The 14,590-nt window shown below is 62.8% G+C and carries 13 protein-coding genes and 1 tRNA gene; 9 read left to right on the top strand and 5 right to left on the bottom strand.

The genetic code is table 11. From position 1 onward, the window contains the following. Nucleotides 1–52: 52 nt before the first annotated feature. From ACWEV3_RS00690 to ACWEV3_RS00665, 6 genes are all read left to right on the top strand, one after another. Entirely contained in the window at nt 53–1,306 is a 1,254-nt protein-coding gene (locus tag ACWEV3_RS00690) for an adenosylhomocysteinase (protein WP_452611852.1), read from the top strand. Between the two features lie 132 nt (nt 1,307–1,438). Further along, nucleotides 1,439–1,648: a hypothetical protein gene (locus ACWEV3_RS00685; RefSeq protein WP_452611851.1), complete on the top strand. Its 210-nt coding sequence runs from the start codon at nt 1,439–1,441 to the stop codon at nt 1,646–1,648. A 453-nt stretch (nt 1,649–2,101) separates the two neighbouring features. Next, the gene (locus ACWEV3_RS00680) at nt 2,102–2,308 is read left to right on the top strand and encodes a hypothetical protein (RefSeq protein ID WP_132493809.1); all 207 of its coding nucleotides are present in this window, start codon (nt 2,102–2,104) and stop codon (nt 2,306–2,308) included. A 211-nt stretch (nt 2,309–2,519) separates the two neighbouring features. Next, nucleotides 2,520–2,594 (top strand) — tRNA-Ile (locus ACWEV3_RS00675). Between the two features lie 81 nt (nt 2,595–2,675). After that, a complete protein-coding gene (locus ACWEV3_RS00670; RefSeq protein ID WP_452611850.1) occupies nt 2,676–3,722 on the top strand; it encodes an N-terminal phage integrase SAM-like domain-containing protein in 1,047 nt (348 codons plus the stop codon). Then, a complete protein-coding gene (locus ACWEV3_RS00665) occupies nt 3,682–4,491 on the top strand; it encodes a hypothetical protein (protein ID WP_452611849.1) in 810 nt (269 codons plus the stop codon). Before ACWEV3_RS00670 ends, ACWEV3_RS00665 begins: the two co-directional genes overlap by 41 nt. Nucleotides 4,492–5,025: 534 nt before the next feature. Here the strand turns inward: ACWEV3_RS00665 and ACWEV3_RS00660 are convergent. The 5 genes from ACWEV3_RS00660 to ACWEV3_RS00640 form a co-directional block, all read right to left on the bottom strand. Next, nucleotides 5,026–8,091, bottom strand: a complete 3,066-nt coding sequence (locus ACWEV3_RS00660) for a type I restriction endonuclease subunit R (RefSeq protein WP_452611848.1) — start codon at nt 8,089–8,091, stop codon at nt 5,026–5,028. After that, nucleotides 8,088–9,311, bottom strand: coding sequence for a restriction endonuclease subunit S (locus ACWEV3_RS00655; RefSeq protein ID WP_452611847.1), 1,224 nt, complete (start codon nt 9,309–9,311; stop codon nt 8,088–8,090). Before ACWEV3_RS00655 ends, ACWEV3_RS00660 begins: the two co-directional genes overlap by 4 nt. After that, entirely contained in the window at nt 9,308–10,120 is an 813-nt protein-coding gene (locus tag ACWEV3_RS00650) for a hypothetical protein (protein WP_452611846.1), read from the bottom strand. The genes ACWEV3_RS00655 and ACWEV3_RS00650 overlap by 4 nt, the downstream gene beginning before the upstream one ends. After that, the gene (locus tag ACWEV3_RS00645; protein WP_452611845.1) at nt 10,107–11,717 is read right to left on the bottom strand and encodes a type I restriction-modification system subunit M; all 1,611 of its coding nucleotides are present in this window, start codon (nt 11,715–11,717) and stop codon (nt 10,107–10,109) included. The genes ACWEV3_RS00650 and ACWEV3_RS00645 overlap by 14 nt, the downstream gene beginning before the upstream one ends. A gap of 215 nt (nt 11,718–11,932) precedes the next feature. Next, nucleotides 11,933–12,190: a hypothetical protein gene (locus tag ACWEV3_RS00640; RefSeq protein WP_452611844.1), complete on the bottom strand. Its 258-nt coding sequence runs from the start codon at nt 12,188–12,190 to the stop codon at nt 11,933–11,935. 533 nt (nt 12,191–12,723) lie between these two features. On the opposite strand from ACWEV3_RS00640, the gene ACWEV3_RS00635 reads away from it, so the two are divergent. From ACWEV3_RS00635 to ACWEV3_RS00625, 3 genes are all read left to right on the top strand, one after another. Continuing rightward, nucleotides 12,724–13,392, top strand: coding sequence for a YdcF family protein (locus ACWEV3_RS00635; RefSeq protein WP_452611843.1), 669 nt, complete (start codon nt 12,724–12,726; stop codon nt 13,390–13,392). Nucleotides 13,393–13,474: 82 nt separating this feature from the next. Next, on the top strand, nt 13,475–14,266 hold the full coding sequence (locus tag ACWEV3_RS00630) for a hypothetical protein (RefSeq protein WP_452611842.1): 792 nt from the start codon (nt 13,475–13,477) through the stop codon (nt 14,264–14,266). A 118-nt stretch (nt 14,267–14,384) separates the two neighbouring features. Beyond that, nucleotides 14,385–14,522, top strand: a complete 138-nt coding sequence (locus ACWEV3_RS00625) for a hypothetical protein (RefSeq protein WP_452611841.1) — start codon at nt 14,385–14,387, stop codon at nt 14,520–14,522. Nucleotides 14,523–14,590: the final 68 nt, after the last annotated feature.

The raw sequence follows: 14,590 nt of genomic DNA, 5'->3' as shown, positions 1-14,590 counted from the left end.
CTTTCCGGAGTGCGCTCCAGGCTGACGTGACTGAGGAGAGCAGGGCTTTTCGATGGGTATGGTGCACGATCTGGCGCTGGCCGATCAAGGACAACGCAAGATAGATTTCGCGTCCCGGCGCATGCCGGTTCTGCGCACGCTGACCGAGCAGTTCGCGGAGACGAAGCCGTTCACCGGTCACCGCATCGCGGCTTGCCTGCACGTCACCACGGAGACGGCGAACATGGTGCGCGCGCTGGTCGCGGGCGGGGCAGAGGTCGCGCTGTGCGGATCCAACCCGCTGTCCACCAAGGACGACGTCGCCGCCTCGATCCAGCGGGACATCGGCGCCGAGGTCTTCGCGGTGTACGGCGCCGACCGCGACACGTTCTACGAGCACGTCCAGGCGGTGCTCAAGACTCGTCCGACCATCGTCGTCGACGACGGCGCGGACCTCACCACCACGATCCACAACGACCACGCCGAGCTCCTCACCGACGTGATCGGCGGCACCGAGGTGACGTCCACGGGCGTCCTCCGGATCAAGAACATGGCCGACGACGGCGCGCTGCGCTACCCGGTGTTCCCGACGAACGACGCGGCCACCAAGCACCTGTTCGACAACCGCTACGGCACCGGCCAGAACACCATCGACGGCATCCTGCGGGCGACCAACATGCTGCTCGCCGGTTCCACCTTCGTCGTCGTCGGCTACGGCTGGTGCGGCCGCGGTGTCGCGATGCGCGCCAGGGGCATGGGCGCCAACGTCATCGTCGTCGAGGTCGACCCGGTGCGGGCGCTGGAGGCCGTCCTCGACGGCCTGACCGTGATGCCGATGTCGCGCGCCGCCGAGCACGGCGACATCTTCGTGACGGTCACCGGGAACCGGGACGTCATCACGATCGAGCACATGCGCAAGATGAAGGACGGCGCGGTCGTCGCGAACTCCGGCCACTTCGACATCGAGATCGGCGTTGAGGACCTGCGCAAGGAGGCCGAAGAGGTCACCGAGCTCCGCCCGAACTGCGTCGAGTACCGGCTCCCGGCGGGCAACCGGGTGCTGCTGCTGGCCGAGGGCCGGCTGGTCGGCCAGTCGGCCGCGGAGGCGCACCCGGCCGAGGTGATGGACATGACCTTCGCGACCCAGGCGCTGGCGCTGGAGTACCTGGTGGCCAACGCGGAGTCGCTGCCCGCGGGCGTGCACGGCATCCCGAAGGACATCGAGAACCGCGTGGCGAAGGCGAAGCTGGACGCCTACGGCGTCGAGATCGAGCAGCTGTCCGACCAGCAGAAGCGGTACCTGACCGACTGGCGCGTCGGCACCTGATCGTCGCGTCCCGCAGCGGTCCCGCCCCGGTCGTCTCGACGCCCGGGGCGGCGTCGTCCCAGGACCCGCAGCGAAGTCACTGCTGATCATGTTGCTCCGGCAGCCTGAGCCCGGTGCAACTGCCAGTTTCAATTGAAACTGCCCCACCGCAGCGGCCGGCCCCTGCCGGCCGCGAGCAACGAGACCACGATCACGACGGCGGTGCTGTCGAACGTGGGAGACCTGCCTGATGTCGTGGCCCACGCGTTCGAGCCGGCCTGCGCCGCAGTCGGTTCCGGCTTCACCGAGCAGGAGTGGAACGTGCGCGCGCCCGGCTTGCCCCGCCGTCGCCGCTGCCCGTGACCGGCCTCTGTGGACGCACGCGGTCGGTGGCACCGGAGTTCACCCGACAAGGTAAGCTTGAGCAGGAGCGCAACCGCGACGGCAGGCATTCGGCCGGTGGCGGGTGCGAGCAGCGCATGAGCCGGGGAGAGTCCCGCGACTGGATCTTCTGGTAGTGGGGCGGTTCCGCGTTCGTGTCACCTGTCCGAGCGAATTGGACGGCGGGTCGGATAACGATCCGGGATCACCGCACGATCTCGTCCATGCCCGGCTCGCGGCGGTCGGTTGGAGCACGGATGATTTGTCCGGGCCCGTGAGCCGCGGGCCGGAAAGACCGACTGTGCTGGTTGATCCGCTCGATTGCTGACCGAAACGAACTCGTGATGCGTTGCGCGCAACGGAATCCCGTTGCGCTTCGTCTCTTGAGCAGTGGTGGTTCGTCCAAGGGGACTGACAGAGGACGGGGGAGTCAGTATGTCCGCACCAGGTATCGGCAAGGAATCGCACATCTCGCTGCCGGATTTCGCCTCGGTCGCCAAGCTGCCGAAGCCGATCAAGGCGCTCGTCTACTTGATCATGCTCTCGGTGCTGACGGTGGCCGGGATCGGCGCGCTGATGGCCACGATCGCGGTCATCGGCCAGCTGACCGGAGCCTTCGACGTGTTCAGCTTCATCGGCTGAGCAGCAGACCGATCGGGGCCGGCGCATCGCACGGGTGCGCCGGCCCCGTTTTCGTCCGCCCGAAACCCCCGGTAGGCCGCTCGGCGTAACGCCGTGCGCAGTGCATTCGACCGGTCCGACCAATCGGGTCGTAGGCCGGTCGGCGGGTCCACCCGCCAGCTCCAACCCCCCGCGACATCGCTACGATCGCCGGTATTGCGAAAGCAATCCTGGGGCAGTAGCTCAGCAGGTCAGAGCAGCGGACTCATAATCCGTCAGGTCGTGGGTTCAAGTCCCACCTGCCCCACTCCTGAGCAGGCAAGACGGCCGAATTTGGCGAGCGCGTTTTCACCTGGGTGCGGTTTTGGGTGCGAGTAGCCTCGCAGCCATGACGCACGCACCCAGGGAAGACCGTTCTCGGGGACGCATCGAAGAACGCGCCCGGACACTCCGAGTGATCGTCTACGCCGGCATCGACCCGGTGACGGGCAAGCGTGTCTATCTCCGCGGAACGATCCAAGGCACGGACAAGGCCGCGCACAAGCGCGCCGAGAGGGTGCTCAACAAGCTGCTGGCCCAGGCCGACAAGCAGCAGACCGCGACGTCGTCGGTGAAGTTCTCGTTCGCGCTCGACGAGTGGATGCGCACGAACGAGATCGAGGAGAGCACCCGCAACACCTACCTGGGCTACATCAACCGCACGATCGTCCCCGCGCTCGGTGATCAACCGGTCAACAAGATCTCGGCGCGGATGCTGGAGTCCTTCTACTCAGATCTGCGCCGCTGCCGAGCGCGGTGCGACGGCAAGCCCTACGTCGAACACCGGAAAACCGGCGAGCACGACTGCCAGAAAGCGAAGTGCCGAGCACACGCGTGCAGCCCGATGGCTCAGTCGACGGTCCGGCAGATTCACGCGATCATCAGCGGCACCCTCGACGCAGCCGAACGCTGGGAGTGGATCGACTCCAACCCAGCCCGCGTCGCCCGCAAGCCGAAGCAGAAGCGTCCCGAACCCACACCGCCCACGCCAGCCGAGGCCGCACGCTTGTCAGAGGAAGCGTTCCGGATCGACGACGACTGGGGCAACCCTCGTTGGCTGGCCATGACCACCGGCATCGCCGCGGCGAGCTGGCCGCACTGCGCTTCTCTCACATCGATCTGGACCAGGAAGTCGTGTGGGTCCACCGAAACTGGGTTCGAGCAAGGAGAAGGACACCAAGACCCACCAGCGCCGCCGCATCGCCCTCGACTCGGAAACGGTCGCCCTGCTCCGAGAACAACGCGAGCGGGTGGCGGAGCGAGTTGCGGAGGCCGGTGCTGTGTTTCGGGAAGACCTGTTCGTCTTCAGCAGTGTCGAGACACCAGACCACACCGAGCCGTACTCACCGAACGCCATGACGCCCCCGGTTGTTCAGCTCGTCGAGCTGGTGCGTGATCTCCCGCAAGTCCGCGCCAAGGCGAGCCAAGTCGAGAAGCTCTTCGCTCACAGCCTTCCCGGACACACGCGCGAGCAACTCGCCGTCATCCTCACAGAACTCCACACGCTCGCAGGCTGGCAAGCCCTCGGCCTCCGCAAATTGCAGTACTCATGGCAGCACTACGAGCGGGCGAAACACGCAGCACGAGAGACCAGCGCCGAGTCGTACGAGATCCACACAGCCGCCGAACAAGCGTTCGTGCTTCTTGACCTCGGTGAAAACGAAGAACGCCGTCGACTTGTTGCACGCCACGCGTCGGCTGGCGAACACCAAATGTTCGCAGCTCCTCCGGTCCTGGCTCGCTGCCGCACACGGCGAGGCACTCGCTCGCATCATCAACAATGCGAGAGCCTCCGTTCGTTCGACAACGCTGCTGAACTCCTACCGACCGAAGCGGGGGACTCCTGCGGCCCGTACGTGGTGCTTGATTCTGTGCACCTCAATCGCTGGCGGGGGCACGCGCTCGCCAGTTTCGCGGAGCTAGCGGCGGTCGACGTACTGTTAGACGTACTAAGCGAACTCGACACGAGCTTCACCCGCGCTGAGACTGCATTACGCGTCGATCTGGCGACGGCATTGCGGTCCATCGGCGAAGATAGCGCGCTACGAGCCGAAGTTGAGGAAGCGGAGCGTCTGGCCATCGCCATCGGTTCGGTGCGGCAGCAAAGAAGACTTGCTCGCTGTAAACGGCACAGCGACGCGGACCTTTGGCGCCGTTACCTGTGACACCGGCCGTAGGGGACGGTTTCTCATGTCTCTTTCAGGTACTTCCCGAATTGCGCTGTCGCAAGCGCAATTCCAGCTGAGAATGCACGGTCCGTGCCCAAGTTTTTTCGGACGTCTCTCGTTGATCTATGGGGGTAAAATGGTGTAACTAACGGGCTTCACGCCTTGCCGGAACCAGTTGTGCGGCCGCCAGACGGTTTTCGTGGCCTGCATCGCCCGCGTCAAGAGGCGAGACTCCGAGGCGCGCCTCTTGGCAATAGGTATCGCCGTCGGTCTGAGTTACGATTGCAAACGGCGATCCGTGGAGTCGGGATGTCTGGCGTCCCTTCTTGTGCGCGTAAAAGTGCACGCCCTCTATTGCCAACTCGCATCGCATTGTACACGTATGTCGCCGTTACATCGTCGACAAGAGCCAGTGGCTTCGCCCAGCTTAGAGAAGCACTGCCCGTCGACGCGCTCTTTGACGACGGGTTCGGTGACATCCACCGTACCCTGTTTCTTTTCTGGCGGGTTGACCTGCGGTTGCGGTGGCCTTTAGGACAGCCCGAAGAAGCGCTCGAAATACGCGGTCAGTTTCTCGATAACGCGCTCCTTCTTGGCCCCGAGGTTGTTGTCCTTCGCGAAGCGAGAGACCGGAGGCAAGATCTGGGTGATCGCTGTTCCGTTAGTTGCGATCGCGCCATCGCGGAAGGCTGCCTCGATGAACGACTGCGTCTGCTTGGGTCGAAGGAACTCGGCCTCGATGATCTCACCGAGTTCGGCTGCCTGTCGTTCGGTGACAAAGGTTCGCCAGTTGTCGCTGACCTCGCCAGTGGCTGACATGCCGTCGACGAAGTCCATGATCAAGTCTTTCTTGTTCCGCATTGACGGGCTGGCATCGACGGCATCCTCGATGGCGCGTAGCGGCATCCTGGTCGTGTCTTCCATCTCGGCCTGACGCTCATCACGCCACCTCTGTACCAGCATCAGGATGTAGTCAATGTTGACCTCGACTTGCTTGATCAGCTCGATCTCGAAGACGACGTCATCAAGGATGGACTCCTTCTCATCCCTGTCCCGCTTGCGATGTTTCTCCCACAGCGCGTTGTAGATGCTCGTGTAGTTCTGTAGCTGCCGAGGGGTCATCGTCTCGTCGTCGGCGAACTCGTCGAAGGAGGTCAGGATGTTGCGCAGCTTGAGGATCTGGCCGAAGAACAAGACGAACGACTTCTCCTGTGCCTCACCGGATGGCTCAGTCCCGGGAGGGAATCCGTCCAGGAGTTGACCGACGAGGTCGACGTACGCGGCGTGGTAGTGGGCGTACGGCTTGAGCAGCACCACGCCACCGGCCTCGGAGTCGCCGAAGAGCGCCAAAGCGTCGTCGACTGCCTTCTCCAGATTGCGGAAGCAGACGATGTTCCCGTACGCCTTGACCGAGTTGAGAATCCGGTTGGTACGCGAAAACGCCTGGATCAGGCCATGGGACTTGAGGTTCTTGTCCACCCACAGCGTGTTCAGCGTAGTTGCGTCGAACCCGGTCAGGAACATGTTGACCACGATGACCAGGTCGACTTCACGGTCCTTCACTCGGCGTGCGAGGTCCTTGTAATAGTTCTCGAACTTCGCCGCCGAGGTGTCGTAGGTGGTGCCGAACGTGGTGTTGTAGTCACCGATCGCGCGTTCGAGGAAATCACGGGAGGAGTCGTCGAGCCGGTCGGCATCCATCGCCTCGTCGTCGAGAATGCCGGCTACCTCGTCATCCTCATTAGCCGTGTAACTGAAGATCGTGGCGATCTTCAGTGGCTGGTACGACGGGTCGGTGTCTTTGCGCTCGGCATGTTGTCGGATGAACTCGTCGTAATACAGACGCAGCGCCGGGATCGAGGCGGTGGCCAGCATCGAGTTGAAGCCACGCACCCGCTTCTCACCCAGGCTGTAGCCCTGGGTGCGCATGGTCTTGGTGTCGAAGTGGTCGAGGATGTAACGCACGATCTGCCGGATTCGCTCTGGGTGGCGCAGGACTTCCTCGGTGTCGATCCCGGCAACCTGCTTGTCCTCGACATCGTCTGCGGCCCGCACGGTGTTCTGGTACGAGATCCGGAAGGGCAGCACGCTGCCGTCGTTGATCGCGTTCACGATCGTGTAGGTGTGCAGCCGGTTGCCGAAGATCTTCTCCGTGGTGTCCTTCGTCGCCCCGCCTGCGTTCTGCGGGAAGATCGGGGTGCCGGTGAAGCCGAACAGGTGGGAGCGGCGGAACGCCTTGCGCACGGCAGTGCCCATGTCCCCGAACTGGCTGCGGTGGCACTCGTCGAAGATCAGCACCACGTGACCTTTGGTGATCTCATGGCCCTTATTCTGCTCGATGAACCGCGAGAGCTTCTGGATCGTGGTGACGATGATCGAGGCGCTGGGATCTTGGAGCTGCCGCTTAAGTTCGGCCGTTGAACGTGACCCGTTGACCGAGTCCTTTTCGAACCGGTTGTACTCCAGCATCGTCTGGTAGTCGAGGTCCTTACGATCGACCACGAAGAGAACCTTGTCGATGCCCTCCATCTTCGACGCGAGCTGCGCGGTCTTGAATGACGTCAGGGTCTTGCCGGACCCGGTGGTGTGCCAGATGTAGCCGCCAGCATCGGGCCCGGTTGACTTCGCGTTCGTCGAGCACACCACCCGCTGCAGGATCCGCTCGGCCGCCACGATCTGGTAGGGCCGCATCACCAGAAGGGTGCGGGAGACGTCGAAAACGCAGTACTTCGTCAGCACGTTCAGCAGCGTGTGCTTGGCAAAGAAAGTCCGGGTGAACGCGGTCAGGTCACCGATACGCCGGTTCTTCGAATCGGTCCACCATGAGGTGAACTCGAACGAGTTCGACGTCTGTTTCCGGGCACGCTTGCCACCCTCAGACTCGGCTACCTTCCGCGCACGCGTCGTGTTCGCGTAGTACTTGGTGTGCGTTCCATTGGAGATCACGAAGAGCTGGACATACTCAAACAGCCCTGCGTCCGCCCAGAACGACTCCCGCTGGTAGCGGGTGATCTGGTTGAACGCCTCCTGCAACGCCACGCCGCGGCGCTTCAGCTCCACATGCACCAGGGGCAGCCCGTTGACCAGGATCGTCACGTCGTACCGGTGCGTGCGAGTAGCCCCGGCGCCCGCGCCAACCGTCTCGTACTGATTGATCACCTGGAGCCGGTTGGCATGGATATTCGACTTGTCGATCAGTTTGATGTTCTTGCTCGTACCGTCGTCACGAGCAAGAACCTGAATCGGGTCCTCCTGAATGCGCGCCGTCTTCTCGACGATGCCCTCATTCTTCGAGGCAACCTTCTTGGCGAAGAACCATTTCCACTCGTCGTCACTGAAGACCACATCGTTCAGCAACTCCAACTGCCGACGGAGATTCGCCTCCAGATCACTCGCCGACGCGATGTGAAGCCATTCGTACGCCTGCTGCCCCAGCAGCTCAATGAACTCTGCCTCAAGCTGCGCCTCGGACTGGTAGCCCTGATCAACACCATCATCCGGCTCGTACACCGCCACGACGGTGGATTCGTCGCTCACCGCAATCGGCTCGTACCTCAGTGCTGAGTCCGGTACCTCGACACCGCCGCCCTGACTCACGCCACCCACTCCTCGAAAGTCAACAGCTTGTCCCGGTAGTACTCATACTGCTTCCGCCGAGCCTCGATCTCGGCCGGCAGGCCCCGGGAGAGATCGTTCACTAGAGCGTCGAACTTGTCGAGGACAGCGACCACTCGCTTCTGCTCAACAAGATCAGGGACAGGGACGGGGACTGACTTCACGATGTCAGCGTTAAGATTCTTGACCGTCCCGGACCCTGCACGGCGCGCAAACTCTGCTTGGATAAATTTGCAGCGGAGCATGTGGTAGAGAAAGTCCGCCACGAAAACACCCTCAAAATCACTGATGGCGAGCCAGCCGTCGTGAATGCAACCCTCAATCTGACAGATGTACGGACGTCCGAAACTCATTGAGTTCGAGAGAACGAAATCGCCAGGCCGCACTCTTCTGGACTTTGTCGCACCCTCGGAGGTGACTCGTTCAGCCGTGTTCGTGATGTACTTCCCGTTGGCGGAAACATCGCCGATCTTGATCCACGGGACGCCGTCTTTGGAATCAGTAACAAATTCTTGGATTGGTCGAGGAGAAGCTCCGCGGACAATCGTCGCGCAGTCCCCAAGGGGACGCCACAGAACTTCATCCGTGGGTTGAAGCAGAGAGTCGCGATAATACTCGTACTGGCGCGCTCGGGCTTGCAGCTCCGCTTGCAACGCCGCTTGCAACTCCGTCATCTTATCCAGAATCCGTACGATCTCGCGCTGCACCTCAAGCGGAGGAACCGGGATGGTGATCCTACTTAGTCCGCCGCTGGAAAGCCGTTTCACCTTCGCGCGAGAGACATGCTTCTCTTTCTCGGCATGGAATACGCTGGTCTGGAAGTAGTAGGAGACATAGGTCGGATCGATTTCGCTCCGGAACAGAAACGAGTCATCGTGGATCGCGACTGCTTCCAGTCCGAGCCAAGCGACAGCCTTGCCTACGTCCTCGACCGTCTCCCCGACACCGGCGATGATCACGTCCCCAGGCTGCGCATAACGCAACTGATCACGTAGGCCTTCCCGCACATACGAGACCGTGTTGCGCGTGGACACGCCGTATTCTGTGTAGATCTCCCCGTAGTGGATACAGGGGATTCCTTCGTCACCCATGTCAGCCTTGGTAAATCGACGTCCACGGACAAAGGTGCCGATCTCACCGAGTGTCATGACGTCAACACCGTCCGAGCAGTGCTCGGCAAGCAGTCTGTCGATCTCGCTCATGGCACCATCGCCCCACTTGAAGGCAAGTTCACGCTGTTCACAGTCCATCCGAGCGCGTTGATCGCCTGCTGCATCTCCTGATCGCTGGCGACATTCTGAATGATTCCGATGACCAAGCTTCGGCAAGGTTCATACTTCTGCAGTGCCTTTTCCTCGCTTGAGTCTCCGTGGACGATCTCACTCAGCTCGCGGAATAACTTGTATCCATCGCTGGAGAATGCCGGAGGAATGATGTGGTGCTGCGCGTCGACCTCTTGCAGGAGGTTGCGGAACGGCTTGCGGCCGCCGTTGTTTCCGGTCGTGGGGATTCCTGTGATATCGGCGACCTGCTTGGTGATCGCTTCGAAGATCTTCCGGAGATAGACCATGGATCCCGCCCCGAGCTTTTCCTCGTAGGCGAGCTGCGCACGCTCCAGCAGGTCGTCAAAGTCATCGGAACCGACTCCAACGCGACTAGCCAGATCGCGCCGGTTGTCCACGTAGCGCTCCAAACGAACTGTCAGCGCTTGCTCGTACAGCTCGTCCCTGGACACGACGAGAAACCAAGCTTCGACGGTCGCCTGACATGCTGGGCACTTGAGGCACGCGTCGATGCTCAACACCCGGTCGCCGACACCCAGGCAGGACAGCTTCTTGCCGGACATGAATGTCCTGACATCTCGGCAGGTCTTGCACATGAAGTTGAGAGCTACCTGACCGGCGTCGATGGTCTTGTGCTTTCCCCATGCCAAGCCATTACCATTGAGGAAGCCCTCGACCTGAGCCTCTTCCTTGGCTGGAGCTTTCGATAGCAGGTCACCGAGACGCATCGTCGGACTCCAGGTCGGCGACGATGGCGTCGATTTGAGTACGCAGCTCGGATTGGCGGGCCACGATCCGTGTGATCTCGGCGTTCAACGCCGTGATATCGACCGCTTCGCGAGTGTCTTCGGCCTCGACATAAGAACTGACGGCGATGTTGTAGTTGTTGTCGCGGATAGTCTCGTAGTCGACCAGGGTCGCGAAGTGGGCGATCGCCTCGCGGCGGGCGAACGCGTCCAGAATCTTAGCTTGGTGGTCAGCGGCGAGCTTGTTTTTGTTGCCATGGCGTGTGAACTCCGCCGAGGCGTCGATGAAGAGCACCTGGTTGTCGGTCTTTGACTTCTTCAGCACGATGATGCAGGTCGCGATCGTCACCCCGAAGAAGAGGTCCGGTGGGAGCTGGATGACCGTGTCGACGTAGTTGTTGTCGATCAGGTACTTACGGATCTTTTGCTCCGCACCACCGCGGTAGAGCACCCCGGGGAACTCGACGATTGCGGCCGTGCCGTTGACCGCCAGCCACGACAGCATGTGCATCGTGAACGCCAGGTCGGCCTTCGACTTCGGCGCTAGCACACCAGCTGGAGCGTACCGTTGGTCGTTGATCAGCAGCGGGTTCGCGTCGCCCTCCCAGCGCGTGGAGTAGGGCGGGTTGGAGACGATCGCCTCGAACGGTTCGTCGTCCCAGTGGTACGGGGCCGTCAGCGTGTCACCATGGGCGATGTCGAACTTCTCGTACGGCACGTCGTGCAGGAACATGTTAATCCGGCACAGGTTGTAGGTGGTCAGGTTGATCTCCTGGCCGAAGTAACCCAGCCGAACCCCGTCGGGCAGCACCTTCTTGAACTTCAGCAGCAGCGAACCGGAGCCGCAGGCGGGGTCGTAAACCTTGTTCACCTCGGTCTTGCCGACGACGGTGATCTTGGCGAGTAGCTCGGAGACCTCCTGCGGTGTGTAGTACTCCCCTCCAGACTTACCGGCCGAGGAAGCGTACATCTGCATTAGGAATTCGTAGGTGTCACCGAACAGGTCGATGGTGTTCTCGTTGAACTCGCCGTTGCCGAGGTCGAGCGACCCGATCGCGTCGAGGAGTTTGACCAGCTTCTCGTTACGCTTCGCCACCGTTGGGCCCAGCTTGCCGCTGTTGACGTCGAGGTCAGCGAAGAGGCCTTTGATGTCGTTCTCAGAATCGGCGCCGACCGCGCTGGCTTCGATGTTGCCGAAAACCCGGTCCAGCGTCTCGTTGAGGTTCTCGTCCCTGCTCGCCCGCTCACGTACGTTCGCGAAGAGGTCCTGGGGCAGGATGAAGAAGCCCTTCTCCTTGACTGTCTCCTCGCGCCCGAACTCCGCCTCTTCGTTGGACAGGTAGCGGTAGTCGAAGTCTTCGTTGCCCGCACTGCGTTCGGCCTTGTTGAGGTAGGCCGTCAGGTTCTCGGAGATGAACCGGTAGAACAACAGCCCCAGCACGTACGCCTTGAAGTCCCAGCCGTCCACGCTTCCACGCAAGTCATTGGCGATCTTCCAGATCACTCGGTGGAGAGCGTCTCGTTCCTGTTCCTTCTTGCGGGCCTCAACGGGGATGGTCCAGAGCGGCACTGTCGTCACAAGATTGAGTCTCTCACAGCAGCTGTGATCGCCGATCAAAGTCACGCACAGAAGCACTTCCGACGCATCCTGTGAAGCCGAGACCACATGCAGGCGCCCACCCAAGACACCGATACAACCTGAACCTCAAGCGAGTGGCCAAGGCGACCGTAAGGCAGGGGAGTGTGAGGCTCACCGGTCGAACTCTGGGGCGTGCAATTGGGTGGGCGACAGGTTCAGCTGCCTGTGGGGGCGTTGCCGTCGTCCGTGCCGCTGTAGGTCGCCTTGTTGGCGTCCAGGTCCGATGCGCCGCGACGCACGGTCTCCACGAGTCCGGTGTCCACGCGAAACAGATCGGCTGTCGTCGCTGAAACCGCCGCACTCGACTGCCCGGCATCGCCAGGCAGCAACGGTTGAGTTCGCCCCAGTTCGTCTGTCGACCGTTCCAAGCCGCCAGCCATCACGTCGAGCCTGGACGGCTCGATCCGCAACACCAACTTGGCCCCTCTCCGCAAAGGTCACGTTGTGTCAGTGCCCGGGACGATAACGAACCTGACCTGCGGCGGACTCAGGAGTTCTACTCATTCTCGACGGTCGCCACTCGAACAGAGCAGCGGTAAGAGCGCAGCCGTGGCGGGTGTGTGACGTGGGCGACACCGATGGCGGGTGGACCGCTGGGTGCGGGACTGGGTGCGAACTCCCGCGAAAGATGCCCGCTGGAGCCCTCGGATCTACTCCATGCATCCGATTTGCTCCTGTTTTACAACGAAGCGGTAACAGATGGCGGACTCATGACCCGTCAGGTCGTGGGTTCAAGTCCCACCTGCCCCACAAAACACCTGGTGGAACACCGCGGTGGGCAGGCGGGGGAGATCATCTCCGGACCTTTCCCGCGCTTTTTGCGAACCGTGCTGATCCGCGATCTTGCGCTCCCGGGGCGGTCGGCATCGCCGTGCGCGGTCGCCGCCCAGCAGCGAGCATCCTGAAGGCGAGATCCCTGACCGAGCCGAAGGCGCGAAAGGCGGCCATGAACGCACCGACGCCGGCCATCCCCGAACGCATCCGAGCGGACGTGCAGCGGCTCTGGGACTACCACGACCTCCACCACGAGCTCCGGCCCTGCGACGTGGGCGTCGGTCTGGGCGGCCACGACCTCGGCGTGGCGGACCACGTCGTCGACCTCTACCGGGGCGGCTACTTCCCGCTGATCGTGTTCACCGGAGCGAACGCGCCGACAACGGTGGAGCGCTTCCCGAGAGGAGAGGCCGTGCACTACCGCGAACACGCGCTGGAACGCGGAGTGCCGGACACCGCGATCGCGGTGGAGCCGCGAGCCACGAACACGGCCGAGAACATCGAGTACACGCGAGAACTCCTGGCGGCCAAGGGAATCCGGTGCGAGTCGATGCTGCTGGTGTCGCGCCCGTACCAGCAGCGACGAGCGTTCGCGACGGCCAGGAAGATCTGGCCGGAGGTGGAGATCATGTGCAGCTCCCAGCGCCTGCCCCTGGACGAGTACGTGCGGTCGATCGGCGACGTGAACCGGGTGATCAACATGCTCGTGGGGGACACGCAGCGAGTGGAGCTCTACGCCGAGAAGGGCTTCGCCATCCCCCAAGAAGTCCCACCCGAGGTGAACGAGGCGTACGCCCACCTCGTCGAAGCGGGCTACACGACCAGACTCGTGCACGACTAGTTTCCCTGCCGTTGACCGCCGTGGGGGTCTCGTCGTTGAACTAGCCTTCGCTGGAAGATCAACAGAAGGGAATTCCGGCTCCATGGGCGGTCAGCACTTCCACGGTTACATCGAGGCCGCCGAGGCCAACGATGCCTTACCCGATGACGAGCGGGTCAAGACGCTCGTTCCGGACCGGATCCTCGACACCCCTGTCGAGGCCGCCGACTGGCTGGCCGAGCTCATCGGGCACGTTCTCGACGACGGCACCGACCTGTCCGATGATCACGCCCAGTGGGTCTCCAACGCCCGTGACGGGGGCATCACCACCGCGGTGGTCGACGATGCCGCGCTGACCGTGATCCCGGTGCCCAACGGGTTGCCCTGCGTTCACGAGCGCGTCACAGGAGGCCGGAGCCAGAGCGCCGGGCGGATGCGCATCGACCGGGCTGCCGCCGCCGATGACGACTACGTCGTCGTGGCCACCGACGGGGACAAGATCGCGATGATCGACGAGATCTTGGCGGTGCCCGACGACGACCAGGTCTACCTGCTCGTCGAGCCGCCGGAAGCGTGGCGCATCGCCCCGTCCGGCGAAGTGCTCGACCAGCACATCTTCGTCACCTTCGGCTACCGCGGCGGATGGGGCGCGGTCATGGCCGAGTTCCCCGAAACCGAGCACACCGCCGCGCTGTGCTTCACCACCCGCGGCTCCGGCGGCGACGACCTGCCCGCCATCACCGTCAACCGGGAGCACAACGCCACGTTCCTGCCCGGCGACGTGATCCCCGTCGACGACGTGCGCCGGTGCCTGATCACCCTCGCGCTGTCCGGCGAGATGGACCCCTGCGTCCCCTGGACCTGGACGCGTCAGGACGAACGCCCGACCGTCTGACTCGCGGGGAAGTCCGCAATGCCTCGACGGCCTTCCGGGCGTTGTGGCGCGGTGTCGATCCAGCCGCAGAGGGGGAGCCGGTGTCGTCTTCCGGGAGTTCTGCGTCTCTCGCGGAGAAGTGGATCTTCATCAGCTGCCGGCGCGAGGACCGGCCGGGCTGTTGCTCGACGACATCCGGATCGAGGAGGTCGGCCGGGACAGTGCGCCGCGGACCGGTTTCCTGGTCCGGCCCGCTTCGGGAGCCGGTTCGAGCTGAACGCCAACCTGGACAGCGACCCGCCGATGCTGTCGCCGCCGGACACCGAAGGGGATTCCGCGGACCGG

The sequence above is a fragment of the Saccharopolyspora sp. NPDC003752 genome (genome assembly GCF_053605825.1).
Note: the sequence above shows the minus strand (reverse complement) of the source record. Positions and strands in the feature narration are given on the sequence as shown.

Excerpts from the sequence above, each read along its gene's own strand:
- ACWEV3_RS00690 (WP_452611852.1), top strand. The coding sequence starts at position 53 with ATGGGTATGGTGCACGATCTGGCGCTGGCCGATCAAGGACAACGCAAG.
- ACWEV3_RS00680 (WP_132493809.1), top strand. The coding sequence starts at position 2,102 with ATGTCCGCACCAGGTATCGGCAAGGAATCGCACATCTCGCTGCCGGAT.
- ACWEV3_RS00670 (WP_452611850.1), top strand. The coding sequence starts at position 2,676 with ATGACGCACGCACCCAGGGAAGACCGTTCTCGGGGACGCATCGAAGAA.
- ACWEV3_RS00665 (WP_452611849.1), top strand. The coding sequence starts at position 3,682 with ATGACGCCCCCGGTTGTTCAGCTCGTCGAGCTGGTGCGTGATCTCCCG.
- ACWEV3_RS00655 (WP_452611847.1), bottom strand. The coding sequence starts at position 9,311 with ATGAGCGAGATCGACAGACTGCTTGCCGAGCACTGCTCGGACGGTGTT.
- ACWEV3_RS00650 (WP_452611846.1), bottom strand. The coding sequence starts at position 10,120 with ATGCGTCTCGGTGACCTGCTATCGAAAGCTCCAGCCAAGGAAGAGGCT.
- ACWEV3_RS00635 (WP_452611843.1), top strand. The coding sequence starts at position 12,724 with ATGAACGCACCGACGCCGGCCATCCCCGAACGCATCCGAGCGGACGTG.
- ACWEV3_RS00630 (WP_452611842.1), top strand. The coding sequence starts at position 13,475 with ATGGGCGGTCAGCACTTCCACGGTTACATCGAGGCCGCCGAGGCCAAC.